Below are 24,610 nucleotides of genomic sequence, written 5' to 3'. Positions count from 1 at the left end.
CGCCCGCAGCCTGACGCAGGATCAGCCCCCGACGGACCGGCCGGAACAGGCTGGCCGCAGAAGGAGGGACGATCATGACGCATTTCGATCGCCGCGCCGGGCTGCGCGGCGGCGCCCTGCTCCTCGGCGGGCTGGCCATGCCCGGGCTGCTCCGCGCGCAGGGCGGCTGGCGCCCTACCCAGACCATCCGCATCATCGTGCCCGCCGCCGCCGCCGGCACCACGGATATCATGGGCCGCCTGCTCGCCCCGCTGCTGCAGGAACGCTGGGGCCAGCCCGCAGTCGTGGAGAACCGCTCCGGCGCGGGCGGCACGCTGGGCACGGCCGAGTTCCTGCGCGCGAAGCCGGATGGCCACACCATCCTCATCGGCAATATCGGCCCGCAGGCCATCGCCTATTCGTTGTTCCGCAACATGCCCTACCGGCCGGAGCAGATCACGCCCGTCTCCAACATGATCCGCGGCCCGAACGCGATCATGCTCCACCCCTCCATCCCCGTGCGGACCGTGCCGGACTTCGTGCGCTACCTGAAGGAGAAGGAGGGGCGGCTGAACTACGCCACCTCCGGCCCTGGCCAGTCCGGCCATCTCTCGGCCGTCTGGTTCCACCAGCTCACCGGCACCCAGGCCACCGCCGTCCATTTCCGCGGCGCGGGCCCGGCCATGCTGGCGCTGATGGCGGGGGACGTGGAATTCTCGGTCGATAACCTGACCACCGCGGTCGAACAGATCCGCGCGGGCAAGGTGCGCGGCTTGGCGGTGACGAGCGCCGACCGCAACCCGCAAATGCCCGACCTCCCCGCCCTGCGCGAGACCATGCCCGAACTGGCGGATTACGACGTCAGCACCTGGTTCGGCGCCTTCCTGCCGGCCAGCACGCCCGAACCCGCCGTCCTCGCCCTGAACGGGGAAATCAAGGCGCTGCTGGAACTGCCCGCCACGCGCCAACGCTTCGCCGAAATGGGCGGCGTGCCCGCCTACGGCACCCCGGCCGAATACGCGGCCTTCGTGCGGGCGGAAATCGCGAAATGGGGCGCGGTGTTGCAACGCGAAGGGCTGCGGATGGATGTGGGGTGAGATGATCCACCCTCGCCCGCCAAGGGCCTGAAGCCCTTGGCGCCCGCCTGAGGTCATCGCCCCCCAGGCGCACCGTCAACCCCGCGCTTCCAACTCGATGAAAAGATGATGCTGAAGGTCCGGGGAGAGGAACAGTTCCTTGCTTCCTCTCCGCGAATAACCCATCAGCCCGGACCGCAGCGACCAGAAGCTGAGCGTCCCCGCCGCGTTTAGAGAAAATTGCACATTGCCGCAGATATCTCCGGTGCGGCACCGGGCATGCCTCCTTACCCGGCCGCCGCCTTGGGCGCCCGCCGCGGCGTGGCGCCATCCAGCCGCCCCCCGGGCGCGAGATACTCGATCAGGTGGAGCGTCGGCTCGCCGTTGCGCACCAGCTTCCCCATCACCGCCAGCAGGCTCCGGAACTCCGTCGCCGACAGGCCGGCGAAGAGGGCGTCGTTGGCCGGGCTCTGCACCCGCGCCAGCTCCAGCACGCGCTGGCGCGCCGCCTCGGTCACGGCCAGCATCACGCGCCGCCGGTCATCGGGGTTCGGCAGCTTCGTCACCAGCCCCGCGGCCACCAGCTTGTTCACCTCGATCGTCACGAAGGCGCCACTCAGATGCAGGTGGTCGGCCAGCTGGTTAATGCCGAGGTCGCTGCTCTCCTCGCCCAGTCGCGCGATGGCCATGAGGATGGTGTATTGCGTGCCCGAGAGCCCGATCAGCTGCCCCAGCCGGTTCCGTACATCCTGGATGGAGCTGGCGAAGGCCAGCATGTCATGCACCAGCGTCCGGAACTCCCGGTCGGAGCCACCGACGAGCAGCGACTTGTCCGAGACGGTGAGCGGCAGCCCCCTCGATGCGGTCTGTTTCACGGGCATGCGATGCGGGCCTTACGTGCTGTCGTCATGGGGTCGTCGCGCGGTTTCCGACGAGATAGCGGCACAGCGCCCTTGACGTCCAGCGCATCAGAATTTTAGCTTTCTCCCAAAGCTATCAGCAACGGAGAGGCCCCGCATGGCTGCCGCCGCCGACACCACCGAGGCGCCCTTCGACCCGCGCGCCCTCCGGCACGCGCTGGGGCAGTTCGCCACGGGCGTCGCCATCGTCACCGCCCCCGGCGCGGAGGCGCCGGTGGGCATGACCATCAGCTCCTTCAACTCCGTCTCGCTCGACCCGCCGCTCGTGCTCTTCTCCGTGGCCCGCAGCGCCCATTCCCTGCCCGCCCTGCTCGATGCGCCGGGCTACGCCATCCATGTGCTTGGCCGCGAGCAGGAGGAGACCTCCGGCCGCTTCGCCCGTGCCCTGGCGGGAAAGTGGCAGGGCATCGGGCACCGCCCCGGCCTGCACGACGCACCGCTGCTGGACGGGGCGCTGGCGCATTTCGAATGCGCCGCCCACGCCCGGCACGATGGCGGCGACCACGTCATCTTCCTCGCCCGCGTGCTGCGCTTCTCCCTGCGGGACGCGGGCGAGCCCCTGATCTTCTTCCGCGGCCGCTACCGCGCCCTCTCGCCCACCGCCTGAACCTGCACCAAACGCCCAAAGGACAGCCCCATGATCAAGACCGGCCAGCAGCATACCGCCAGCCTCCGCGACGGGCGCGCGATCTTCCTCGATGGCGAGCGGGTGGAGGATGCGACGACGCATCCCGCCTATCGCGGCGCCGTCGCCTCCGTCGGGCGCATGTTCGACTTCCAGAGCGCGCCCGAGAACCAGTCCCTGATGACCTTCCGGACGGAGACGGGAACCCTCGCCAACCGCATCTGGCAGCTGCCGACGAGCTATGCCGAGCTGGTGGAGCGCCGGAAGGCGCTGGAGGCCTGGACCGAGCTGCATGCCGGCTTTCTCGGCCGCGCGCCCGACCACGTCGCCTCCTGCATCTCCGGCATGTTCATGGGGCTGGAGCTGTTCCAGGCCTATGACCCCGCGCGCGCCACCGCGCTGGCGGACTACTACCGCTACGCCCGGGACAACGACCTCTACCTCACCTACGTCATCATCAACCCGCAGGCGGACCGCTCGAAGAGCGCGGCGCAGCAGCAGGACCCCTTCCTCTCCGCCGGCGTGGTGGACCGCGACGCGGAGGGCATCACGGTGCGCGGCGCGAAGATGCTGGCCACGGGCGGCATCATGGCCAACGAGGTCTTCGTCACCTGCATCCAGCCGCTGCAGCCCGGGGATGAGCGCTACGCCGTCTCCTTCGCCATCCCGATGAACGCCAAGGGGCTGAAGATCCTCTCGCGCAAGTCCTACGAGGCCTCCGCGACCTCCGTCTTCGACAACCCCCTGGCCAGCCGCTTCGACGAGAACGACGCCGTCCTCTACTTCGACGACGTGAAGGTCCCCTGGGACCGCGTCTTCGTCGTGGACAACATCGAGATGACGGCGAAGCAGTTCCACGGCACGCCCGCCCATGTCTACCAGAACTACCAGGCGCAGATCCGCCTGTCGGTGAAGCTGAAGTTCCTCAGCGGCATCGCCCACCGCATCGCGCAGGTGAACGGCACGATGGGCTTCCCCGCCGTGCGCGAGATCCTCGGCCAGCTCGCCGCCGAGGTCGGCATGGTGGACGCCTTCGTCGCGGCCATGGAGGCCAAGGGCACGCAGCAAGGCCCCTATTTCGTGCCCGACCGCCACACCCTCTATGCCGCGCAGACCCTGACGCAGCAGCTCTACGGCAAGATCATCACCACCCTGCGGGAACTCGCCGGCGGCGGCATGATCATGCTCCCCTCCTCGGAGAAGGACTTCGCCAATCCGGAGCTGGCGCGGCTCATCGGCAAGACCCAGCAATCCCCGGCCGCCAGCGCCGAGGAGAAGGTGAAGTTCTACAAGCTCGCCTGGGATGCGGTGGGCTCCGAATTCGCCTCCCGCCACACGCAGTACGAGATGTTCTATGCGGGCGCGGGATTCGTGGTGAAGGGCCACTCCTTCCGCACCTATGACTGGGCCGGCGCCGGCCAGCTGCTGGACCGCATGCTCTCCAGCTACGACCTGCCCGCCCAGGCGCAGGCCACGCTGCGCGCGGCCGAATAGGCCGGGCGCGAAGCTCCGGAAAGCGCAAGGGCCCGGCCGCATCGCGGCCGGGCCCTTCTCACCTCCGAGGGGTGGCCGCGCCGGGCGGCGCGGCCACCATTCTCAGCCGGGCATGCGGGTGTCGAGCAGCGACCAATGCCCGCTCTTCACCTCCAGCACATAGATCGGCTTCACCGCATCCCCATCGGCGTTGAAGGAGATCGAGCCCTCCAGCAGCGGCAGATCCTTGATGCCGGAGAGCGCATCGCGCACCGCCTTGCGCTCGGCGGCCAGCTTGCCGGCATCGCCGGTCACGCCGCCGCGCTTCATCGCCTCGGCATAGAGATAGACGATGTCGAACACCGAGGCGTCCATCTGGTTCGGCTCGTTGCGCGGCAGGCCGGCCGCCTTGGTGCGGCGGGCGAACTCGGCGGCGAAGGCCTTCGTGCGGTCATTCACCTCCGGGAAGAAGGTGGTGCCGATCGTCAGGTTCTCGCCCGCCCCATCCATGCGGCGAGGCAGCTCCGGGTCCGCGATCGTGGTGCCGCCGATCACGCGGGTGGAGACGCCCTGGCGCCGCAGCTCGCGCGAGAGGTTCACCGCGCCCTCCGGCGGGGAGCCGAGGCCGATGATGTCCGGCGCCATGCCCTTCAGCTGCGCCACCTGCGGCGAGAGGTCGAAGGCCGCGAACTGGAAGGTGACGGAACCGCGCAGCGCGACGTTGAACTTGCGGAACAGCGCCGGCACGACATCCGTGCCGATGGAGCGGGACACCACGTCATCCGTGGCATAGGCCGCGGCCCCGGTCGCGGTCGGCAGGCCCTTGGCCTTGAGCGCGGCCAGCACCTGCTCGATGACCATCCCCTCATCCGTCGTGTTGCGGAAGCCGAAGGCGAAGCCCTTGGAGAGGCCGGGCGCGGAGGAGGCCATGGACATCTGCGCCAGCCCCTCGCGATCGCCCACGGGGAAGGTCGTCCGCACCTCAGAGGATGAGAAGGGCCCGATGACGCCCAGCACGCCGTCATCCTGCGCGAAGCGGCGCAGCGCGATGGTCGCCTGGCGCGGCTCGCCGGCGGTGTCGAATTTCACCACCTCCAACGGCAGCCCGTTGATGCCGCCGCGCGCGTTGATCTCCTCCACGGCAAGGTCGACCGCGATTTCGTTCGTGTTGGCGAGGGACACATAGGGTCCGCTCTTGGCCATCATGTAGCCCAGGCGCAGCTTGCCCGCCTGCGCGCGCAGCACGCCCGGTGCGGCGGCCGCCGCCAGCGTGGCCCCGAGAAGAACTCTCCGTTGCATCTCCACTCTCCTTGCTGTCTCAGTAAGGGGCCGGCGCCGCGGCGCCTTCGCCCAGATAGGCTTCCTGGAGCCGGGGATCCGCGGCGAGCGCCTTCGGATCGCCGGCCATGATCACCCGGCCGAGCTCCAGCACCGTGGCGCCATGGGCGACCGCCAGTGCCTTGGTGGTGTTCTGCTCCACCAGCAGGACGGAGAGCCCCTCCGCGTTCAGCTCACGGATGAGGGCGAAGAGTTTGGAGACGAAAAGGGGCGAAAGCCCCAGCGAGGGCTCGTCCAGCATCATCAGCCGCGGCCTGGCCATCATGGCCCGGCCGATCGCCAGCATCTGCTGCTCGCCGCCGGAAAGGCAGGAGGCCAGCATCTTCCGCCGCTCCGCCAGGTTGGGGAAGCGGCCGTAGATCGCGTCCATCTCGCGCCGCACAGCCTCCGTGTCGCGCCGCATATGCGCGCCGAGCAGGAGGTTCTCCTCCACGCTGAGCGAGATCAGGATCCGCCGCCCCTCGGGCACCAGGCAGAGGCCGCGCGCGATGCGCGCATGGGGCGGCTCGCGCGAGACGTCCTCGCCCGCGAAGGTCACGCCACCCGCCTTGGCCGGCACCGCGCCCAGGATGGCGCGCAGCAGCGTGCTCTTGCCCGCGCCATTGGCGCCCAGCACCGTGACAATCTCGCCCTCCCGCACGGTGAGGGAGACATCGTTCAGGGCCGCCACGCGGCCGTAGGAGACGGAAAGGCCGGATACCTCGAGCAGCGCCACGGTCAGGCCTCCTCCTCGACGCCGATATAGGCCTCGCGCACCTTCGGGTGCCGCCGCACCTGGGAAAGCGGGCCCTCGGCGATCTTCTCGCCGAAGTTCAGCACCACGACATTGTCGCAGATGCTGTCGACGAACTTCATGTCGTGCTCGACAACCAGCAGCGTCAGGCCGCGCCCGAGCAGCGCCCGCAGGTGGTCGCGCAGCGCATGGGTCTCAGAAGGGTTCAGCCCCGCCGCCGGCTCGTCCAGCATCAGCACATCCGCCCCGGCCAGGGTGGCGCGCACGAGGTCGATGCGCTTGCGCACGCCATAGGGCAGGCCGGAGACGGTCTCGTCCGCATACCGGCCCAGCCCGCTCTCCTCCAGCGCCGCCCGCGCCTCGCGCTTCCAGCGGTGGTTCGGCACCAGCCGGAAGGGCGTCAGCAGGTCCAGCAGCGAGGAGGCGCGCACATGCTGCCCGACCAGCAGGTTCTCCAGCACGGTCAGGTGCGGCATCAACCGGATGTTCTGGAAGCTGCGCGCGATGCCGGTGCGGATGCGGCGGCGGGACGGCATGGCGGTCACATCGGTGCCGTTCACGACGATGCGCCCGGCGTCGGCGGCATAGACGCCGCTGATCATGTTGAAGACCGTGGTCTTCCCCGCGCCGTTGGGCCCGATCAGCGCCGTCGCGCCACCCTTGGGCACCGCGAAGGACAGGTTGCGGATGGCCTGGACGCCGGCGAAGGACTTGGACAGCCCTTCCACGGAAATCGCGATGCTCATGCGGCGCTCCCGGCGCGCCGCCGCAGGCGCAGCATGGCCGTGGTGACCAGCCCCTGCGGCCGGATCGCCATGAAGAGGATGAGGACGAATGCGAAGATGGCGTAGCGGTACTGGTCACCGGCGCGCAGGAGCTCCGGCACCAGGGTGAAGAAGCCGGCGCCCACCAGCGGCCCCCACACCGTCTGCGTGCCGCCGAACAGCACGTACAGCACGGTGAAGACGCTGAGCAGCACGCTGAAATGCTGTGCCTCGATGAAGCTGAAGTGATGCGCGTACAGCCCGCCGCCCACCCCGGCCACGATGGCGCCCAGGGTGAAGGCCGCCGCCTGGATTCCGCGCACCGAGATGCCGAGGAGGTCGGCCACCGTGGGGTCGCCCTTCACGGCGGCCAGGTAGAGGGCGAAGCGCGTGCTGCTGAGCAGCAGCATGAACAGCACCACGCCGATCGCCAGGCCGAACACGGCGGCCGGCGGCGCGTATTCCGTCACGGGATAGCCGGCCGCGCCGCCCACCACGTCCAGGTTCAGGAAGATCGCGGAGATCACCTGCCCCAGCGCGAAGGTCGCCATGGCCAGGTAGATGCCGTGCGTGCGCAGAACGGGCAGGCCCACCACCAGCCCCACCAAGCCTGCGGCCGCGCCCCCCGCCACCACGGCGGGCAGGATGGTCCAGCCCATCTCGTTCGTCAGATAGGCCGCGGTATAGGCGCCGATGGCCATGAAGCCCGCGATGCCGAGATTCAGCTGCCCGGCCGCAAGGGGCAGGTACACCGCATAGGCCGCGATGACGTTGAAGGCGAGAACGACGAGGACGCCGGTCAGATAGCCGCTCATCACAGCTTCTCCCGCGTCGCCGGGCGGCCCATCAGCCCCTGTGGCCTGACGATCAGGATCAGCAGCAGCAGCCCGTAGACCGTGATGTTCACCACATCCGCGCCCAGCATGGAGATCGACAGCACCTCCGCGAGCCCGATCAGCAACCCGCCCACCACCGCACCCCAGATGGAGCCCATCCCGCCCACGATCATGGCGGCCACGCCCTTGAAGCCGATGCCCTCGCCCATGAAGGGGGAGACCTGCTGGTAATTCACCGCGAAGAGGATGCCGCCCAGCGCCGCGAGAAGCGCGCTGGCGACGAAGAGCGCGGGCACGAGGCTGCGGATGTCGATCCCCATCAGCAGCGCCGTCTCCCGGCTCTCCGCCACCGTGCGGATACGCCGCCCCGCATTGGTCGCCGCCAGGAACCAGGAGAGCCAGGCGACGAGCGCGACGGAGATGCCGAGAGAGACGAGCTGCGCGATCCCGATCACCACCTCGCCGATGCGGAGGTTCATGTCCGGCATCAGCGCGGGAAAGGGCTGCTGGTCCGAGCCGTAGCGGATCAGCATCAGGTTCTCGAGCAGCACAAGGAAGCCGAGGGAGGAGACCAGAGGCACCTCCGGGTCGCTTCCCTGCATCGGGCGATAGGCGAAGCGCTCGACGATGAGGGAGACGAGGGCGGCGACGAAGAGCGCGCCCGCGAAGGCGAGGAACCAGGGCCAGCCGAGCTTCATCATCCCGAAGGCGAGCATTCCGCCGAGCATGAACAGCCCGGGCAGGGAGAAGTTCAGGAAGTTCAGCACGCCGATCGCGATGGTGAAGGCCACGGCCACCAGCATGTAGATCGCGCCCAGCATCAGGCCATTGACGAGCTGCTGCAGAAGCATGGCCGATCGCATCCTTTTGGCGGGCAGAAAGGCGGCGCTCCCCCGGCAAGGCCGGCAACGTGGAGGCCCCGAAACTAGGTAAGATACAAAGCTAGTTAACTTTGCCGAGCAAGCAGAAATTTCACTGAATCGCGATCCGTGTTCGATCCTGCGACGCAGCATGCGCATGATCTGCCCCCGAAGCTGGCAAAGGGCCCAGGATCGGGGCAGGGGCCCCGCGTCACGCGCCGATCAGCAGCATCACGTTCTGCCGGAAGGCCGCGATGTGATTCGCCATGGCCAGCGCCGCCGCCTCCGCGTCCCGCGCGGCCAGCGCATCGCGAATGGCGCGGTGCTCCTGCAGAACGCTGTCCTGATGCGCCTCCTGCTCCAGCGAGATAAACCAGAAGCGCACGGCCCGGTCATGCAGGTTGCTCAGGATGTCGAAGAACACCGGGTTGCCCGAGGCGCGCGCGATGGTGCTGTGGAAGGCCTTGTCCAGCAGCATCATCGCCTCGGTATCGTGCCGCTTCAGCGCCGCCGCCGTCTCGTCCAGCACCGAATCGAGCGCGGCCACCTCCTCCGGCGTGAAGCGCCCGGCGGCCAGGCGCGCGGCATGGCATTCGTTCACCGTGCGCGCCTCGATGATCTGCAGCAGCTCGGCCGGGTCGATCGGGCGCACCTCGATCCCCTTGCGCGGGCGGATCGTCACCAGCCCTTCCAGCCGCAGCCGCGCCAGCGCGTGCCGCACCGGCATCCGGCTGAGGCCCAGCGCCTCGGCCACCTGCGCCTCGTTCAGCTTCTCGCCGGGCGCGAAGCGGCAGGTGATGATGTGGTGGCGGATGATCTCATAGGCCTGATCCTTCAGCGGGACCGCGCGCGCCTGCTCCGGATAGCCCGTGGGAGCCTGGCCCGAGCCCCGGGCCAGCCAGCGGGGGCTGCTGATGATCGGCGCGCGCATCGCTGATGCCTTCCTCCCTCCCGGTCCTGGCGGCCCGGGCGGCCGCCGATGTGCGGCAGCCCGGCCGGCGAGGCAAGAACCGGGATCCCGGTGCGGGGCGTTGCCACCCCGCACCGGCCCCCCCGTTCAGTCCAGGCTCGCCCCCGAGATGCGGACCGCTTCCTGCCAGATCGGAGCGTCCCGCCGCATCGCCTCGGCGAAGCCCTCTGGCGTGCTGCAGACCGGCGTGGTGCCCAGCCGCTCCAGCGAGGCGCGGAACGCCGCGTCCTCACAGGCCTTGCCCAGCGCCTCGCCCATGCGGCGGATGGCGGCGGCCGGCGTGCCCGCCGGGGCCGCCACGCCGTTCCAGGTCTCCGCCCGGAAGCCGGGGAAGCCCCGCTCGGCGACGGTCGGCACGCCGGGCAAGCTCGAAAGTCGCTCGGTGCCCGCCACCGCCAGCACGCGGATGCGCCCGCCCTGCAGATGCGGGATCATGTCGGACGGATTGCCGAAATAGGCCGCCACCTCGCCCGCCAGCAGCGCCTGCATGGCCGGCGCGCCGCCTCGATAGGGAACGTGCTGCATCTCGATCCCCGCCCGCTGCAACAGCAGCGCCATCGCCAGATGCGTGGAGGAGCCGTTGCCGGCCGAGGAATAGTCCAGCTTGCCCGCCCGCGCCTTCGCCAGCGCGACGAATTCCTCGAGCGTGGAGACATTCAGTGAGGCGCTGACGGCCAGCACCATTGGGTTGCTCGCGACGATGGAGACCGGCGCGAAATCGGTGGCCGGATTGAAGTTCAGCCGCGTGAGCGCCGGCAGCATCACCATCTGCGAGGCGCTGGCGGTGAACAGCGTGTAGCCATCCGGCGCGCTGCGCGCCACGGCTTCGGCCGCGATGGCCCCGTTGGCGCCGCTCCGGTTCTCCACCGGCACGGGCTGGCCAAGGGACTTGCCCAGCCATTCGGCGCTCAGCCGGCCGATGCTGTCCGTCACGCCGCCCGGCGCGAAGGGCACGACCATGCGGATCGGCCGGTCCGGCCAGTTGTCCTGCGCCATCGCGGGGCCCGTCGCCCCGAAGGCGAGGCCGGCCATGAGGGCCAGCGCCACGCGGCGCCCCCGGCCCGCAAGCCTGTCCGTTCCCGTTGCACCCATCGTCTCAGCCTCCATGCAAACCATCGGTCAGCGCCGCGGCGGAACTCTGTGGCCCCTTGCCTCGCGGCTCGTGTGACTGGTCTTCCCAATGGCCTTCCGAACGCTCCCCCCGGCGCGGCGCGCCGGGGAGAAGCACCGGCCGCCGCGTCAGGCGGCCAGCGCGGATTCCACCGAGGCCGCGATCGCCAGCAGGCGCCGGTCCCCCCCGCCCGCCGCCGCCAGCATCACCCCCACCGGCGCTTCCGGCGGGCGGGCCGCCGGCACGGAGATGGCGCAGCCATCCATCATGTTCACCAGGGTGGGGTTGCGCAGCGCGGCGAGGTTCGCGGCCGTATAGGCCGCCTCGTCCTCCAACGCCGCGATGCGCGGCGGCAGGATGGGCGCGGTCGGCATCACCAGCGCATCGAACGCCGCGATGCGGGCCGTGGCGCGGCGGATGAAGTCGGCCCGGGACCTCTGCAGATCCAGGTAATCGGCCGCGGACATGCCCGCGCCGCGCTTGATGCGGCTGCTGACGCGCGGGTCGTAATCCCCGCCGCGCCGGTCCAGCAGCTTGCGGTGCCAGGCGAAGCTCTCGGAAGCCGTGAAGCCGCCCAGCGCGTTCATCGGCGCCACCTCGGCGAATTCCGGCATCGCGGCGCGGGTGATCCGCACGCCCGCGCGCGAAAGCCGCGCCAGCGCCGTCTCGAAGGCGGTGGCCACCGCCTCCTCCATCCCGTCCAGCGCCACCGTCTCGGGCAGCAGCAGGCGCAGCCCCTCCAGCGGCACCGCGGGCAGGGCCTCCGGTGCCTCACCCGCCAGCACGGAATCCAGCACCGCGCAGCAGGCCGTGCTGCGGGCGATGGGCCCGATGGAATCCAGCGACCAGGAAAGCGGAACGCTGCCCTCCAGCGGCACGCGGCGCGCGGTTGGCTTGAAGCCCACCAGCCCGTTGAAAGCCGCGGGGATACGGCAAGACCCGCCGGTGTCCGTGCCCAGCGCCGCATGCGCCATGCCATCCGTCACCGAGATCGCGGCGCCGGAGGAGGAGCCGCCCGGCACATGCCCTTCGTCGCGCCGCCAGGGGCTCCGCGGCGTGCCGTAATGCGGATTGATGCCGAGGCCCGAATAGGCGAACTCGGTCATGTTCGTGCGGCCGACGACGACGAAGCCGGCGCGCCGCAGCCGCGCGACCGTCATCGCATCGGAATCGGCGGGCGGCGTGTCGTCCAGCGCGCGCGACCCGGCGCGCGTCACCTGCCCGGCGACGTCGAAAAGGTCCTTCACCGAAACGGGGATGCCGGCATAGGGCGAAGGCGCGGCCTTGGCGGCGCGCAGCGCATCCATCGCATCGGCCGCCTTGCGGGCGCCCTCCGCATCCAGCTGCAGGAAGGCCCGCCCGCCCTCTCCCGCGGGATCGGCGATCCGCGCCAGGCACGCCTCCACCAGCGCGCGGCTGGTGGTGCGGCCGGCGGCGAGATCCGCCGCCAGCGCGTCCAGGGTCGGGCCGGCCGGGCCGCTCACCGCGGCGTCTCGTCGTAGTAGTGGATCTCGAGCAGCGTGCAGCCGGTCACCGACTTGAAGGGGCCGTGATAGGCACCGGGCGGGCGGCAGGCATAGGCGGCCTTGTCGAAGGATTCACCGCCATTGCCCTGCGCGTCGTTGCCGACGATCAGGTCCCCGGAAACCAGCCACACCTCTTCCCAGTAGTCATGCACGAAGGGCGCGGTGGTGAACTCGCCGGGCTGGAAGCGCAGCAGCCGCGTGCGGTGGCCGCGCTTGTTCTCCTCGTCCAGCTTACCGGCGAGGATCTTCTGCTCGATCCCGGCCGGATAGCCCTTCGGCACCTCCCAGCCCGTGGAGGTATCCGGCACGTGGAACTCGAGATGCTCCTTGGTGATCGGCATGTTCGTCTCCGCCTTACTCGGCCAGCCAGTTGGCCGTGTAGCTGTGGGTGATGGCACGCCCCAGCACGGGGTCGCGCAGCTCCATGCGGAAGCCGGCACGCGGCCGGATGCCGCCGATGGCCGCGAGCGTGCCACCGAACATCATCGTGCCCGGGGGCAGCTCACGTCCCATGGCACGATAGGCCGCCGCGAGGTCCCGCGGGTCGCGCATCGCGGCCACGCTGCCCTCCTGGTACGGCACCCATTCGCCATTCTCCTGCACCCAGGACCGCAGCTCGATCCGGTCCCAATGCGGGGCCACATCCTCGAACCGCCACAGGGCCGGCGCAACCGGCTTTGGGCAAACCTGCTTGGAGACGGCAACCGAATAGGTCTCCACCTTGCGGTCCGTGTGGTCGGAGCCGACGCCCACCCACCAGGCGCCATCCGCATCGACCAGGATGAGGAACTCGGCCTCGCCGCTCGATTCCGCGCCGAGGCAGTCGATCTCGGCGGCGGTCGTCGGCAGCTCCTTGCCACCGGGATAGAAGCAAGGCGTGCTGGCCGGCGGCGTCACGCCCAGCAGGCGCAGCTCCTCGATATGCTCCTGCAGCTTGTGCTGGTCACGGCCGGTCCAGCCGGCAATGACGAACTGGCGGAGCGCGACGCTGCGGCGCGTCACCCCCTCGCCGGCATGGAAGTCGAAGGTCAGCTCGGTCATCTCGTCGTCCCTCGGCGGCTCAGGCGATTTCGGCCGCGCGGCGCAGGCTGTTGATCATGGAAACACCCAGCAGATAGGCATGGGCCTTGGCCGGGTCGGCGGAGGCCTCGGCCATCCGCTCGCGGAAGGCGCGCTGCGCCTCGGGCTCCTTCGCCTCCAGGTTCTGCTTGTTGGCGATGGTCTGGCGCTGCACATGCTCCACCGTCACGCCGCGCCGCTGCCGGTCATACAGGTCCAGCAGCTCCGCCCCGGCCTCGCCATGCCACACCGGGGCGAGCTTCTCGGCCAGGTTGAAGGCGTCATGCACGCCGCCATTCAGCCCCATGCCGCCCAGCGGGTTGTTGATATGCGCGGCATCGCCGGCCAGCAGCACGCGCCCCTGGCGGAAGGTCTTCGCCACGCGCTGATGCACGCGGTACAGCGTCCGGTGGCGAATGGGATAGTCGTCGCGCCCCGCGACGATCCGGCCATAGCGGGCGCGGGCATACTCATCCGTCATGGTCGCCTCGTCCGGCACCTCGGCCGGCACGGGGAACATGGCGCGCCACACGCCCGGCACCTTCAGCAGGAAGAACCATTCCTCTGGATCGGCGTAGTAGGAGACATCGGCCAGGTCCGGAATCAGCTCGGCAAAGTCGAAGGGGGTGGAGAGCACCAGGAAGCGCTCCGGCCAGGTGAAGCCCTCGAACTCGATGCCGGCGGCCTTCCGCACCGGGCTCCGCGCGCCATCCGCGCCGATCACGTAGGAACCGGCGACCCGCTCGCCATTCTCCAGCACCACCTCCACGGAATCGCCCCGGTCCTCGCAGCCTGCCACGCGGGCATCGAAGCGCAGGGTGAAGCCGGGCTGGCCCTGCAGCAGCCCGTGCAGGATGCGGGTCAGCTTGAACTGCTCGCATTGCAGGCGGAACGGATGCCGCGTCACGTCGGACAGCACGCCGAAATCAAAGTCCGCGATGATGCCCTGGTCGCGGCTGCGATACTGCATGCGCGGGGCCACGATGCCCTGCTCGATCATCGCCCCCGCCGCGCCCAACCCGTCCAGCATGTCCAGCGTGGGCGCATGGAAGGTGGAGCCGCGCATCTCGCCCGAAAGCTCCGCGCCCGCCTCAAGCACCGTCACGGGCACACCCCGCCGCACCAGCGCGGCAGCCGCCACGAGCCCAACCGGGCCCGCGCCCACGATGACGACCGGCTTCTGCTCCGACATCCCGCCGAATTCCCCCTACGAAAGCCCCGGACGCAGCCCGGCATGCCCATGGGGCAGCAACGGCCAGCCCGTACCGGGGCGCGAGGGGCGCAGCTTGGACCGGTATTCCGGGAACGCGCAAGGTGAGATTTCACTGTGAAATCTCATTCATACGCTGGCGGTCTGCCCCGGAGAGAGGAAGAAGGAATTCTTCCTCTCCCCGGACCCGTCGAAGGCAGTGCCTTCGACCCATCATCTTTTTCTATCAGTTGGAATCACGGGGCTGACGGTGCGCCTCGGGTCATGGACCCGAGGCGACTGCAAAGGCAGGATCAGCCCGCCCACCAGAGACCCCTTTGATCCGGGGCATCCACGGCAGTCAGAAGGGGTTCCAAGGGCCTCAGGCCCTTGGCGGGTGGAGGGCGGAGCCCTCCTCCTCAGCGCCAGTTCCGCCCCGCCCACCCCTCGAAGCGGGAGGCGAGGAGGAAGGACAGCACGGAGATCACCGTGGCGATCGCGCTCGCCCCCAGGGCCTTTTCCATATCGAAGTCGCTGCGGGCCGAGGCGAAGAGGTAGCCCAGCCCGCTCGTCCCCATCAGGAACTCGGCGACCATCGCGGCCAGGATGCTGTTGGCCGCCGCCAGCCGCAGGGCCACCGCCCAGTCCGGCACCGCCGCCGGCAGCGCCAGCAGCACCAGCCGCCGCCAGGTGGAGGCGCCCAGCACCCGGAACAGGTCCGCGCTGCCCGGCGGCAGCGCCCGCAGCCCCGCCCCCGTGAAGACGAAGGCCGGGAAGAAGCAGATGATGACGACGATCGCCAGCACCGTCCGCATGTCGTAGCCGAAGATGCGCGCCAGCACCGGGATCAGCGCCACCACCGGCACGGAGGCGAAGATGATCCCCAGCGGCGTCAGCAGCCCCGCCAGGAAGCGCGAGAACCAGGTGAGCACCGCGAGCCCCGTCCCCAGCGCCACGCCGAGCACGAGCCCCAGCGCCGCGAGCGCCACCGTCTGCGCCGTGCTGGAGAGATAGAGGGCAGGGTCCGCCGCGAGGCTGCGCAGCATCCCCATGGGGCTGGGCAGCACGATGCTGTTCACCCCGCTGAGCCCCACCCAGAGCTGCCAGAAGAGCAGGATGGCGAGGATGCCCCAGGAGCTGCGGAAGAAGCGGGTCATGGCCTTCATCGCAGCCGCGCCACCACGCCGCGGTGCAGCGCGCCGAACAGGCCGAACAGGCTGAGCGAGACCAGCACCGCCAGCAGCACCGCGGCCCAGAGCAGGGGGATCTGGAAGTTCTGCATCGCGTTGATCACCAGCACGCCCACCCCGCGGGGCGCGCCGAACCATTCGCCGATGATCACCCCGATCAGCGCGGAGGGCGCGGCCAGCCGCATGCCGCTGACGATGGTCGGCAGGGCCATGGGCAGGTCCAGCCGCCGCAGCCGCGTCCAGCGGCCGCCGCCGAGCACCTGCACCAGGTCCTTCAGCGCCGGCGGCGTGGCCGCCAGGCCGGAGGCGGTCGAGACATAGAGGATGAAGAAGGTGTTCAGCGCGGCCAGGGTCGCCGGCGTGCCCTCCCGCCCCACCACCAGGATCAGCAGCGGCGCGAGCGCGACGGAGGGGATGGCGTGGATGAAGGCATTGGTCCGCTCCAGCCCCGGCCGCAGCGGCGTGGCGAGATGCGCCAGCGCGGCGGCCGCGATGCCACCGGCCCCGCCGATGAGATAGCCCGTGCCGAGGGAGGAGAGCGTCGCCCCCAGGGCCCGGGCGAAGAGCGGCTGGCGGTTCTCGTCCACCAGCAGCGCCAGCACCGCGCTCAGCGGCGGCCAGCTCAGCCCCAGCCAGCGCCCCTGTCCCGCCACCTCCCACAGGGCGAGGAAGGCGAGGATCCCCAGCGCGCCGAGCAGGAAGGTCTTGCGCGCCTCGGTCATGGCGCGCCGGCCGGCGGGGCCAGCGCCTCCGTCAGGTCGTCCGACATCTCGTGGAACAGGGCGGAGCGCATGATGGCCGGGTCCCGCGGCCGGGCGAAGGGCACGTCCACCACCCGCACCACGCGGCCCGGGCGCCCGCTCAGCACCACGATCCGGTCCGAGAGGAACAGCGCCTCCCCCACGTCATGCGTGACGAGAAGGGTAGTGGTCCGCTGCTCGGTCCAGATGCGCTGCAGCTCGATGTTCATCTGCCGGCGCGTCACCGCGTCCAACGCGCCGAAGGGCTCGTCCAGCAGCAGCACGTCCGGCTTCAGCACCAGGGCGCGGGCGATCGCCACGCGCTGGCGCATGCCGCCCGAAAGCTGCCGGGGCCGCGCCTTCTCGAAGCCCGCCAGCCCCACCAGCCGGATCAGCGCGGCCACGCGGGCCTCGTCCACCTTCTGCCCCGCCACGCGGAAGGGCAGGGCGATATTGGCCGCCACGTCCAGCCAGGGCAGCAGTGCATGGTCCTGGAAGGCCACGCCCAGCCGGTGCTGGCGGGACAGCTCGGCCGGCGCCTTGCCCTCCACCAGCACCGTCCCGGCGCTGGGTGCCTCCAGCGCCGCCACCAGCCGCAGGATGGTGCTCTTGCCGCAGCCGCTCGGCCCTAGCAGCGTGACGAACTCCCCCTCCGCGAGGGAGAGGGAGATGTCGTCCAGCGCGGTGAACTCGCTCCCGTCATCCAGCCGGAAGCGCTTGGTCACGCCGCGGACGGCGATGGCGGGCTGCGTGTCCATCAGGCGGTCACGGCCGCGTCGAAGCGCGCCATGATCTCTGGGCGGCGCGTCTTCAGCCGGGCACGGATCGCCTCCAGCTCCACCGTCAGCAGGCGCCGGTCCTTCACCACCAGCTTCCCGTCCACGATCACGTCCTGCACGTCCCGCCCGACGATGCAGGAGGAGGCGAGGAAGAGCGGGTCCTCGGCGCCCATCTGGTCGGGGTCCGTGGTCTGCACGAGGATGAGGTCCGCGCGCTTGCCCACCTCCAGGCTGCCGAGCTGGTCCCCCAGCCCGAGGGAGCGCGCCCCGCCCACCGTCGCGATCTTCAGCAGGTCCTCCGCGCTCATCGGCACGCGCTGGTGATAGGGGTGCCCGATCTGCGCCGCCTGGCCGACGCGGGCCGCATGGGCCACCTGGAAGATATCCATCGTGGCCGCGCCCGCCGCGCCATCCGTGCCCAGCCCGATCGGCACGCCGCGCCGCCACATCTCCTGCAGCCGCGGCACGCCGATGCCGTAATTGCCCCAGGCGCAGTGGCAGGCCGTCAGCCCGTGCCGCACATAGAGGTCCACCTCCTCTGGCGAGAGGGTGACGGAATGGGCGCAGTGCAGATGCGGCCCGAGGGCGCCGATCTGGTCCAGATACTCGGTGGGGCGCCGGCCGAAATTCTCCAGCGCGTAGTCCACCTCATAGGTGCCCTCGCCGAGATGGGTGTGGATCCGCACGCCCTCCTCCTTCGCGGCATCCGAGAGGGAGCGGATCAGCTCCGGCGTGCAGACGATGATCTGCCGCATGGACATCCAGGCCTGCACCCGCCGCTCCGCGCCCTTCCAGCGGCGGACGAGCGCGACGTTGCGGTCATAGGCCTGCTCCGTCGTCATCAGCATGGAGCCGGGCACGGTGCGGCCGGCGAAGGCCGTGTTCTGGTCCACGGTCGAGAGGGCGACGAAGCCGCGGATGCCGATCTCCTCGGCGGCGCGGGCCATCTCATCCGGATGCGGCCCGCCCGCCTCCGCGAAGCAGGTCGTGCCGCAGAGAAGCATGTTGGCATAGGTGACGAGGCCGCTGAGATGGACGTCCTCCGGCTCCAGCAGCCCCTCGAAGGGAATGTAGTAGTTCTTCCAGGGCGGGTTCCGCAGCGGCGCCTTGCGGCTCATCTCGGGCAGCTTGCCGCGCAGCAGCTGCTGCGCGGTGTGCACATGCCCGTCGATCATGCCGGGCATGGCGATCCGGTCGCGCCCGTCCAGCACCGTGCCGGCCTGTATGCCCGTGGCCTCCGCATCCGCGCCGATCCAGGCGATGCGGCCGCCCGAGACGGCCACGGCGCCGCCCTTCAGCACCGTGCCTGCCTCATCCATGGTGACGACGTCGCAGCCGCGGACGAGGATATCCACGGGCCCTTGGGGAAGCGTCATCGTCACAGCCCCTGATGGGCCTCGGCCACCAGCGTGAAGTCGGCGATCCGGTCCACATCGGGCAGGTTGGTGCGCCCCGTGGCGCGGGCGCCGTCATACATCACCCCGGCCATCAGCTCGCGGTCGAGCGAGAGCAGCGGCCGGCCGGGCTCGTCATACTTGGTCAGCGGAATCTGCACGGCGTTCTGGCGCGTCTGCTGGCGCAGGTCGAGGCCGAAATCCACGCCGTAGCGCTGCACGGCCAGGCGCGGCGCCACCGTCGGGTCGCGCTCGTTCTCCCGCATGCCCTCGATCAGCCCGCGCAGGAAGCCCACCACCACGGGCCGGCTCTTCTCGACATAGGCGCGGGGCGCCGCGAGCACGGCGCCGAAGGCGCGGAAGCCCATCTCGTCGAAGCGGGTGAAGAAGAAGTCCTTGTCCCGCACCAGCCCCATATTCTCCAGGGTGATGACCTGGTTGGTGCTGAAGGCGGTGTAGCCGTCCCCCTGGCCGCTCAGCAGCGGCTCCGGCGAGAAGCCGGCCGGCACCTGGGTCCATTGCGACGGCAGCCCGGCGATCGCCAGGGTGGCGTCCACCGCCGTCTTCTCCGTCGCGCCCTGGGCCAGGATGCGGGCTCCCACCAGGTCCTGCGCCCGGCGGATGGGCTTGCGGGGGAGGGAGATGATGCCCAGCGGGTTCCGGGGATAGACCGCCGCCACCATGACGAAGTCGTTCCCGCGCATCACCGCGTCCAGGAAGGGGAACCAGTTCGTATAGCCGAGATCGGCCCGGCCGGCGGCCAGCACCACCGGGGCGGCGGGCGCGTTGGGGCCGCCGGGCGCCCATTCCACCTCCACCCCGTGCTTGCGGAACAGGCCCTTGTCCAGCGCCATCCACTCCCCGGCATACTGCACATTGGGGATCCAGCTGAGCTGCAGCCGCGTTTTCATCAGGCCCTGGGCGGCGGCGCCCCGGAGGAAGGCGGGGGCGGAAAGGCCGGTCAGGGCCAGGCCGGTCAGGAACCGGCGGCGGTCAGGGAGCATGGTGCGGGACCCGGGGACGGAAGGAAGAACCCGACTGACCATAGAGACCCCCCCGGTTTCAAGGGGTCTCGCCTCGCGGGCGCAGCAAAGCTGCCCCGCATCGCCCCCGGCAGAGCCGCCGCCCCGGCCCGGCGGGGCCGGGCCAGGGGCTCCCGGCCGCCGGGAAGGCGGCCTGTGGCCGCCCCGGGGCGCCTCAGCCCGGAACCAGGGGGCAGCCCCCCTCCGAAAGCGGCCGGAAGGCCTCCGCCCCCGGGGTGGTCCGCACCAGCTTCAGCAGGTCCCACGGCCCGGTGGATTCCGCCGGCGCCTTGGCCTCGAACAGATGCGCGTCATGCAGGTGGCGGCCATCCGCGCGGATGCTGCCGGCCCCGAAGGCGTCGTCATCCGTCAGCATGCGGCGCATCACCTCCATCACCTCCCGCCCGGAGGCCTTGGCGCGCGCCGCGCCCAGCTCCGCCACGGCCTTGAGGTAATGCGTCACGGCCGAATAATTCCCGGCATGGGTCTGGTTCGGGTAGTTGTCCGGCGTCTTCGGCAGCACCCGGCGCGTGAAGGCCCGGGTGCGGTCGTTCAGGTCCCAGTAGAAGCTCTCGGTCAGCAGCAGCCCCTTCGTCGTCTCCAGCCCCAGCGACTTCACGTCGTTCACGAAGGCGATGGTGCCCAGCAGCTTCTGCCCGCGCGAGACCAGGCCGAACTCATGGGCCTGTTTCACGCAGTTGATGAAGTCCGCCCCCGCATTGGCGAAGGCCACCACCTTCGCGCGGCTGCGCTGCGCCTGCACGAGGAAGGAGGAGAAATCCGTGGTGCCGGGAAAGGGATGGCGCACCGCGCCCACCACGCGCCCCCCTTCGGATTCCACGAACTTCGTCACGTCGCGCTCCATCTGGTGCCCGAAGGCCATGTCGGCCGCGATGATGAAGAAGGTATCGGCCCCCGCCCGCACCGTCGCCCCGCCGGAGGAACGGGCGAGCATGTAGGTGTCGTAGGTCCAGTGCACCGTGTTCGGGCTGCAGGCCCTCGCCGTCAGCTCCGAGGTGGCGGCGCCGGTGTTGAGGTGCAGCTTGTCCTTCTCCCGCACCAGCCCGTTCAGGGCCAGGGCGATGGAGGAGTTGTTCACCTCCAGCACCACATCCACCCCGCCGCGGTCGAACCATTCCCGCGTGACCGTCAGGCCCACATCCGCCTTCTGCTGGTGGTCCGCCTGCACCACCTCCACCGCGATGCCGCGCTGGAGGATGCCGGAATCCTCCACCGCCTGCCGCACGCAGGCTACCGCCGTGGGGCCGGAGAGATGGCGGTACGGCCCGGAGAAATCCCCCAGCACCCCCAGCCGGATGGGCTGGGCCTGGGCCCGCGCCGCGCGCGACCCCAAGGGGCCGGCCAGGGGCGCCGCCGCCCCCGCCGCAAGAAGCTGCCTGCGCCCGATCATTCCCGCCCGTCTCCCCTTCGTGGCTTGTCGCCCTTGGCCGGGAACCCGTGGTTAGACAGGATCCCAGGAAAACACGTCCGCGCTGCGGTCCAGCGGCAGGAACTGCGCGCGGAGCGCGGGCATGGCGTGCTCGGCGATCAGCTCCGGCGTCCATCCCTCGCCCCGATGCGCGCTCCGCAGCGGCCGCGGCTGGCTCATCAGGAAAATCTCGTTGTTCCGGGCGGCGAAGACCTGGCCCGTGACATCCGCCGCCGCATCGCTGGCCAGGAAGACCGCGAGCGGCGCGTTCTTCTCCGGCGTCATGCGCTTCAGCTTCTCCACCCGCGCCTGCTGCTCCGGCGTCTCGGCCGGGATGGAGCTCGTCATGCGGCTCCAGGCGAAGGGCGCGATGCAGTTGGAGCGAACGCCGAAGCGCTGCATGTCCAGCGCGATGGACTTGGACAGCGCCACGACGCCGAGCTTCGCCGCGGCATAGTTCGCCTGGCCGAAATTGCCGACCAGGCCGGAGGTGGAGGTCATGTGCACGAAGGCGCCCGACCCCTGCGCCCGGAACGGCTCCGCCGCCGCCCGGGAGACGTAGAAGCTGCCGTTGAGATGCACGTCGATGACCGCCCGCCACTCCTCCGGCGTCATCTTGTGGAAGATCTGGTCGCGCAGGATGCCCGCATTGTTCACGACGATATCGACCCGCCCGAAGGCATCGATCGCGCTGGCGACGATCCGCCTCGCGCTCTCCCAGTCGGCCACGCTGTCGGTGTTCGTCACCGCCTGCCCGCCGCGCTGCTCGATGATGGCCTTCGTCTGCTCCCCCGGCGTCGCGGATCCCTCGCCCAGGCCGGTGAGCGAGGCGCCGATGTCGTTCACCACCACCTTCGCGCCGGCCAGCGCCATGGCCAGCGCGATCTCCCGCCCGATCCCGCCCCCCGCACCGGTGACGATCGCGACCTTTCCCTCCAGCATCGGCATGGCGGGGCTCCTCTCAGGCGGGGGTGAACATGGGAATGGGCTGGCCGCCTTCGCTGTCCACGAAGGTCAGGCGCACGGGTTGGCCCACCTGCAGCGCCTCGAAGTCGCAATCGACGATGTTCGTCATGATGCGCGGCCCCTCGGCCAGCTCCACATAGGCGATGACATAGGGCGTCTTCGCGCGCATCACGCTGTAGGTGTAGATCGTTCCCCGCCCGCTGGCGGGCACCAGCTCCACCTCGCCCTCGTCGTCGAAGGGGCAGATGGGTCGCGGCGGGTAATGCGCCTTGCCCGTCTTCGTGTTGCGCCCGATCAGCAGCTTTCCCTCCCGCGCCGCATCCCAGAAGGCCAGGGTGGAGGGATCGGGGGTGGGGCTGGGCGGCACGCGCCGCGCGGTCTGCTCGCTCATCGCCGTCACTCCCTCTCCAGCACCAGTGTGGCGCTGCCATGCCGCGTGCCGAGCGAACCGCCGGTGCCATGCGCCAGCGCCAGGTTGCAATCCTTCACCTGCACCGCCGGATGCGCCTCTCCGCGCAGCTGCCGCACCGCCTCGATCACCTTGGTCATGCCGCCGCGATTGGCCGGGTGGTTGTTGCACAGCCCGCCGCCATCCGTGTTGAAGGGCAGGCGCCCCACGCCGCTAATGAGGTTGCCGTCCTGCACGAAGCGCCCGCCGGCACCCTTCTCGCAGAAGCCGAGATCCTCCAGCTGCATCAGCACCGTGATGGTGAAGCTGTCATAGATGCTGGCGTATTTGATATCGGCCGGCTTCACCCCGGCCTCCTCGAAGGCACGGGCGCCGGAGAAGCGGGCGCCGGTATAGGTCAGGTCCAGCTGCCCGCCCATCTGGTGCTTCAGTGCCTCGCCCGCGCCGCGCACGCTCACCACGGGGCGCTTCAGGTTGCGCGCCACCTCCGGCCGCACCACCACCAGCGCGCCGCCGCCATCGCTGATCACGCAGCAATCCAGCCGGTGCAGCGGGTCCGCCACCATGGGGGAGGCGAGCACCTCCTCTACCGTCACCACCTTGGGCAGCATGGCATGCGGGTTGTGCTGGGCATGGTGGCTGGCCGCCACCTTCACCCAGGCCAGCTGCTCGCTGGTGGTGCCGAACTCATGCATGTGGCGCTTGGCGCACATGGCGTACATGTTCGCCACCGCCGCGCCATAGGGATATTCGAACTGCACGTCCGGCTGGGTCGGGTTGCCCGCGCGCGGCGCCGTGCCGGTCGCCTGCCCCTCCGAACGCGGCCGCCCGGCCAGGGTGATCAGCGCCACGTCGCACTTCCCCAGCGCGATCGCCTCCGCCGCATGCGCCACATGCAGCAGGTAGGAGGACCCGCCGACATCCGTGGAATCCACATGCCGCAGCCGGTCCAGGCCGAGATAGTCGGCCATGCTCAGCGGCCCCATCCCCGGCGCGTCGCCCGCGCAGAAATAGCCATCCACATCGGCCCGCGTCAGCCCCGCATCGCGCAGCGCGCCCAGCGCCACCTCGGCATGGAGCTGCGCGGTGCTCTTGTCACCGGCCTTGCGCGTCGGGTGCTCATAGGCACCGGCGATGCAGGCCTTCCCTCGAATGCTCAAGCGTACGGTCCCTCTGTCATGCCGTCCCCTATTCCACCGCCATACCGCTCACCCGCGCAACCTCCGCCCACCGGGCGATCTCCTCCCGGATGAAGGCGGCGAAGGCCTCGGGGGTGGTGCCGCCCTCCGGCGTCAGCCGCGGCGGCTCGGCGGCGAACTCCCGCATCTTCGCCACCCAGGAAGGGTCCCGCACCACGGCGTCGATCTCCCGCCCCATGCGGGCGATCACCGGCGCCGGCACCGCCGCCGGGGCCTGCACGCCGAACCAGGACACGGCGTCGAAATCCGTGATTCCCGCCTCGTGCAGCGTCGGCACATCCGGCAGCACCGCGGAGCGCTCCCGGCTCGTCACCGCCAGGGCCCGGATCTGCCCGTTGCGGATGAAGCCCAGCGCGGAGGGGATGTTGTCCATCCCCAGCTCGATCCGCCCCGCCACCAGCTCCGTCAGCATCGGGCCGGACCCGCGATACGGAACATGCTGCAGCCTGATCCCCTCGCGCGCGGCCAGCAGCTCCATGCAGGCATGCGGGCTGCCCCCGGAACCGGAGCTGCCATAGTTCAGCCGCCCCGGCTCGCGCTTGGCCGCCGCGATCATCCCCGCCGCATCGCGGATCGGCACGTCCTTCGCCGCCAGCAGCACATTCGCCACGCGGATCACGAGCCCCACCGCCGCCAGGTCCTGCGGCCGGTAGGGCATGCGCGCACCATAGGCCGCGTAGTTGATCGAGGCCGTGCCGATCGAGGCCATCAGGAAGGTGTAGCCATCGGGTTCGGACTTCGCGACCGCATCGGCCCCGATATTCCCGCCCGCGCCCCCCCGGTTCTCCACCACCACCGGCTGCCCCAGCCGCGCCGCCAGCCGCTCGGCCAGCAGCCGCCCGATCAGGTCCGTCGTGCCGCCGGGCGGGAAGGGGATGACGAGGCGCAGGCTGCGCCGGGGCCAGCCGCCTTCCTGCGCTGTGGCCAACCCGGGGAAGGCCAGCGCGGCGCTTCCCGCCACCAGGCCACGCCGTGTCACGATCATCGCCATCCCGTTCCCTCTCCCTTGGCGTGGAGCCTTCT

25 protein-coding genes are annotated in these 24,610 nt (G+C 70.4%); 3 read left to right on the top strand and 22 right to left on the bottom strand.

The window, feature by feature from the left end; all coding sequences use genetic code 11:
* The first annotated feature begins 74 nt into the window (after positions 1-74).
* Positions 75-1,076: a Bug family tripartite tricarboxylate transporter substrate binding protein gene (locus BUB97_RS07355; protein ID WP_245818220.1), complete on the top strand. Its 1,002-nt coding sequence runs from the start codon at positions 75-77 to the stop codon at positions 1,074-1,076.
* A gap of 266 nt (positions 1,077-1,342) precedes the next feature.
* Here BUB97_RS07355 and BUB97_RS07350 read toward each other — a convergent pair whose 3' ends face one another.
* Positions 1,343-1,936, bottom strand: a complete 594-nt coding sequence (locus tag BUB97_RS07350; protein ID WP_073133176.1) for a MarR family winged helix-turn-helix transcriptional regulator — start codon at positions 1,934-1,936, stop codon at positions 1,343-1,345.
* Positions 1,937-2,072: 136 nt separating this feature from the next.
* On the opposite strand from BUB97_RS07350, the gene BUB97_RS07345 reads away from it, so the two are divergent.
* Positions 2,073-2,582 (top strand): flavin reductase family protein, encoded by a 510-nt coding sequence (locus BUB97_RS07345; RefSeq protein WP_073133174.1) that lies wholly within the window; start codon positions 2,073-2,075, stop codon positions 2,580-2,582.
* Between the two features lie 30 nt (positions 2,583-2,612).
* Entirely contained in the window at positions 2,613-4,094 is a 1,482-nt protein-coding gene (locus BUB97_RS07340; RefSeq protein ID WP_073133172.1) for a 4-hydroxyphenylacetate 3-hydroxylase family protein, read from the top strand.
* A 102-nt stretch (positions 4,095-4,196) separates the two neighbouring features.
* Here the strand turns inward: BUB97_RS07340 and BUB97_RS07335 are convergent, their stop codons facing one another.
* The 21 genes from BUB97_RS07335 to BUB97_RS07235 form a co-directional block, all read right to left on the bottom strand.
* On the bottom strand, positions 4,197-5,372 hold the full coding sequence (locus BUB97_RS07335) for an ABC transporter substrate-binding protein (protein ID WP_073133170.1): 1,176 nt from the start codon (positions 5,370-5,372) through the stop codon (positions 4,197-4,199).
* Between the two features lie 19 nt (positions 5,373-5,391).
* Positions 5,392-6,126: an ABC transporter ATP-binding protein gene (locus tag BUB97_RS07330; RefSeq protein ID WP_086061979.1), complete on the bottom strand. Its 735-nt coding sequence runs from the start codon at positions 6,124-6,126 to the stop codon at positions 5,392-5,394.
* Between the two features lie 2 nt (positions 6,127-6,128).
* Positions 6,129-6,890 (bottom strand): ABC transporter ATP-binding protein, encoded by a 762-nt coding sequence (locus BUB97_RS07325; protein ID WP_073133166.1) that lies wholly within the window; start codon positions 6,888-6,890, stop codon positions 6,129-6,131.
* A complete protein-coding gene (locus BUB97_RS07320; protein WP_073133163.1) occupies positions 6,887-7,723 on the bottom strand; it encodes a branched-chain amino acid ABC transporter permease in 837 nt (278 codons plus the stop codon). The genes BUB97_RS07325 and BUB97_RS07320 overlap by 4 nt, the downstream gene beginning before the upstream one ends.
* Complete coding sequence (locus BUB97_RS07315) at positions 7,723-8,595, bottom strand: branched-chain amino acid ABC transporter permease (RefSeq protein ID WP_073133161.1); 873 nt, start codon at positions 8,593-8,595, stop codon at positions 7,723-7,725. Before BUB97_RS07315 ends, BUB97_RS07320 begins: the two co-directional genes overlap by 1 nt.
* Before the next feature lie 220 nt (positions 8,596-8,815).
* Positions 8,816-9,535 (bottom strand): GntR family transcriptional regulator, encoded by a 720-nt coding sequence (locus BUB97_RS07310; RefSeq protein ID WP_086061978.1) that lies wholly within the window; start codon positions 9,533-9,535, stop codon positions 8,816-8,818.
* Between the two features lie 126 nt (positions 9,536-9,661).
* Positions 9,662-10,621 (bottom strand): Bug family tripartite tricarboxylate transporter substrate binding protein, encoded by a 960-nt coding sequence (locus BUB97_RS07305; RefSeq protein ID WP_175562577.1) that lies wholly within the window; start codon positions 10,619-10,621, stop codon positions 9,662-9,664.
* A 192-nt stretch (positions 10,622-10,813) separates the two neighbouring features.
* On the bottom strand, positions 10,814-12,169 hold the full coding sequence (locus BUB97_RS07300; RefSeq protein WP_073133157.1) for an amidase: 1,356 nt from the start codon (positions 12,167-12,169) through the stop codon (positions 10,814-10,816).
* Positions 12,166-12,552 carry a cupin domain-containing protein gene (locus BUB97_RS07295; RefSeq protein WP_073133155.1) on the bottom strand — a complete coding sequence of 129 codons (387 nt, stop codon included), beginning with the start codon at positions 12,550-12,552 and terminating at the stop codon, positions 12,166-12,168. The genes BUB97_RS07300 and BUB97_RS07295 overlap by 4 nt, the downstream gene beginning before the upstream one ends.
* Positions 12,553-12,565: 13 nt before the next feature.
* Complete coding sequence (locus BUB97_RS07290; RefSeq protein WP_073133153.1) at positions 12,566-13,252, bottom strand: DUF2848 domain-containing protein; 687 nt, start codon at positions 13,250-13,252, stop codon at positions 12,566-12,568.
* A gap of 19 nt (positions 13,253-13,271) precedes the next feature.
* Positions 13,272-14,462 (bottom strand): FAD-dependent oxidoreductase, encoded by a 1,191-nt coding sequence (locus BUB97_RS07285; RefSeq protein ID WP_073133151.1) that lies wholly within the window; start codon positions 14,460-14,462, stop codon positions 13,272-13,274.
* Between the two features lie 416 nt (positions 14,463-14,878).
* Complete coding sequence (locus BUB97_RS07280; RefSeq protein ID WP_073133149.1) at positions 14,879-15,616, bottom strand: ABC transporter permease; 738 nt, start codon at positions 15,614-15,616, stop codon at positions 14,879-14,881.
* A 5-nt stretch (positions 15,617-15,621) separates the two neighbouring features.
* Positions 15,622-16,371 carry an ABC transporter permease gene (locus BUB97_RS07275; RefSeq protein WP_073133147.1) on the bottom strand — a complete coding sequence of 250 codons (750 nt, stop codon included), beginning with the start codon at positions 16,369-16,371 and terminating at the stop codon, positions 15,622-15,624.
* On the bottom strand, positions 16,368-17,147 hold the full coding sequence (locus tag BUB97_RS07270) for an ABC transporter ATP-binding protein (RefSeq protein ID WP_073133145.1): 780 nt from the start codon (positions 17,145-17,147) through the stop codon (positions 16,368-16,370). The genes BUB97_RS07275 and BUB97_RS07270 overlap by 4 nt, the downstream gene beginning before the upstream one ends.
* Positions 17,147-18,544: an amidohydrolase family protein gene (locus BUB97_RS07265; protein WP_073133142.1), complete on the bottom strand. Its 1,398-nt coding sequence runs from the start codon at positions 18,542-18,544 to the stop codon at positions 17,147-17,149. The genes BUB97_RS07270 and BUB97_RS07265 overlap by 1 nt, the downstream gene beginning before the upstream one ends.
* Before the next feature lie 2 nt (positions 18,545-18,546).
* On the bottom strand, positions 18,547-19,566 hold the full coding sequence (locus BUB97_RS07260) for an ABC transporter substrate-binding protein (RefSeq protein WP_073133388.1): 1,020 nt from the start codon (positions 19,564-19,566) through the stop codon (positions 18,547-18,549).
* Between the two features lie 193 nt (positions 19,567-19,759).
* The gene (locus BUB97_RS07255; protein WP_073133140.1) at positions 19,760-20,995 is read right to left on the bottom strand and encodes an ABC transporter substrate-binding protein; all 1,236 of its coding nucleotides are present in this window, start codon (positions 20,993-20,995) and stop codon (positions 19,760-19,762) included.
* A gap of 51 nt (positions 20,996-21,046) precedes the next feature.
* On the bottom strand, positions 21,047-21,961 hold the full coding sequence (locus BUB97_RS07250) for an SDR family NAD(P)-dependent oxidoreductase (RefSeq protein WP_073133137.1): 915 nt from the start codon (positions 21,959-21,961) through the stop codon (positions 21,047-21,049).
* Positions 21,962-21,974: 13 nt separating this feature from the next.
* Entirely contained in the window at positions 21,975-22,370 is a 396-nt protein-coding gene (locus tag BUB97_RS07245; RefSeq protein ID WP_073133135.1) for a Zn-ribbon domain-containing OB-fold protein, read from the bottom strand.
* A 5-nt stretch (positions 22,371-22,375) separates the two neighbouring features.
* Entirely contained in the window at positions 22,376-23,548 is a 1,173-nt protein-coding gene (locus BUB97_RS07240) for a thiolase domain-containing protein (RefSeq protein WP_073133133.1), read from the bottom strand.
* Positions 23,549-23,576: 28 nt separating this feature from the next.
* Positions 23,577-24,578: a Bug family tripartite tricarboxylate transporter substrate binding protein gene (locus BUB97_RS07235; RefSeq protein WP_086061976.1), complete on the bottom strand. Its 1,002-nt coding sequence runs from the start codon at positions 24,576-24,578 to the stop codon at positions 23,577-23,579.
* Positions 24,579-24,610: the final 32 nt, after the last annotated feature.

It is taken from the genome of Muricoccus roseus, from assembly GCF_900141905.1.
In the GTDB taxonomy this organism is placed as follows: Bacteria; Pseudomonadota; Alphaproteobacteria; order Acetobacterales; family Acetobacteraceae; genus Roseomonas; species Roseomonas rosea.
The sequence above is the reverse complement of the archived record's forward strand: the minus strand, read 5'-3'. Positions and strand labels throughout refer to the sequence as shown.

Bases quoted from the DNA above. Each gene is read 5' to 3' on its own strand.
- BUB97_RS07355 (WP_245818220.1), top strand. From the start codon at position 75: ATGACGCATTTCGATCGCCGCGCCGGGCTGCGCGGCGGCGCCCTGCTC.
- BUB97_RS07350 (WP_073133176.1), bottom strand. From the start codon at position 1,936: ATGCCCGTGAAACAGACCGCATCGAGGGGGCTGCCGCTCACCGTCTCG.
- BUB97_RS07345 (WP_073133174.1), top strand. From the start codon at position 2,073: ATGGCTGCCGCCGCCGACACCACCGAGGCGCCCTTCGACCCGCGCGCC.
- BUB97_RS07340 (WP_073133172.1), top strand. From the start codon at position 2,613: ATGATCAAGACCGGCCAGCAGCATACCGCCAGCCTCCGCGACGGGCGC.
- BUB97_RS07335 (WP_073133170.1), bottom strand. From the start codon at position 5,372: ATGCAACGGAGAGTTCTTCTCGGGGCCACGCTGGCGGCGGCCGCCGCA.
- BUB97_RS07325 (WP_073133166.1), bottom strand. From the start codon at position 6,890: ATGAGCATCGCGATTTCCGTGGAAGGGCTGTCCAAGTCCTTCGCCGGC.
- BUB97_RS07320 (WP_073133163.1), bottom strand. From the start codon at position 7,723: ATGAGCGGCTATCTGACCGGCGTCCTCGTCGTTCTCGCCTTCAACGTC.
- BUB97_RS07315 (WP_073133161.1), bottom strand. From the start codon at position 8,595: ATGCTTCTGCAGCAGCTCGTCAATGGCCTGATGCTGGGCGCGATCTAC.
- BUB97_RS07310 (WP_086061978.1), bottom strand. From the start codon at position 9,535: ATGCGCGCGCCGATCATCAGCAGCCCCCGCTGGCTGGCCCGGGGCTCG.
- BUB97_RS07295 (WP_073133155.1), bottom strand. From the start codon at position 12,552: ATGCCGATCACCAAGGAGCATCTCGAGTTCCACGTGCCGGATACCTCC.
- BUB97_RS07290 (WP_073133153.1), bottom strand. From the start codon at position 13,252: ATGACCGAGCTGACCTTCGACTTCCATGCCGGCGAGGGGGTGACGCGC.
- BUB97_RS07285 (WP_073133151.1), bottom strand. From the start codon at position 14,462: ATGTCGGAGCAGAAGCCGGTCGTCATCGTGGGCGCGGGCCCGGTTGGG.
- BUB97_RS07280 (WP_073133149.1), bottom strand. From the start codon at position 15,616: ATGACCCGCTTCTTCCGCAGCTCCTGGGGCATCCTCGCCATCCTGCTC.
- BUB97_RS07275 (WP_073133147.1), bottom strand. From the start codon at position 16,371: ATGACCGAGGCGCGCAAGACCTTCCTGCTCGGCGCGCTGGGGATCCTC.
- BUB97_RS07270 (WP_073133145.1), bottom strand. From the start codon at position 17,147: ATGGACACGCAGCCCGCCATCGCCGTCCGCGGCGTGACCAAGCGCTTC.
- BUB97_RS07265 (WP_073133142.1), bottom strand. From the start codon at position 18,544: ATGACGCTTCCCCAAGGGCCCGTGGATATCCTCGTCCGCGGCTGCGAC.
- BUB97_RS07260 (WP_073133388.1), bottom strand. From the start codon at position 19,566: ATGCTCCCTGACCGCCGCCGGTTCCTGACCGGCCTGGCCCTGACCGGC.
- BUB97_RS07255 (WP_073133140.1), bottom strand. From the start codon at position 20,995: ATGATCGGGCGCAGGCAGCTTCTTGCGGCGGGGGCGGCGGCGCCCCTG.
- BUB97_RS07250 (WP_073133137.1), bottom strand. From the start codon at position 21,961: ATGCCGATGCTGGAGGGAAAGGTCGCGATCGTCACCGGTGCGGGGGGC.
- BUB97_RS07245 (WP_073133135.1), bottom strand. From the start codon at position 22,370: ATGAGCGAGCAGACCGCGCGGCGCGTGCCGCCCAGCCCCACCCCCGAT.
- BUB97_RS07235 (WP_086061976.1), bottom strand. From the start codon at position 24,578: ATGGCGATGATCGTGACACGGCGTGGCCTGGTGGCGGGAAGCGCCGCG.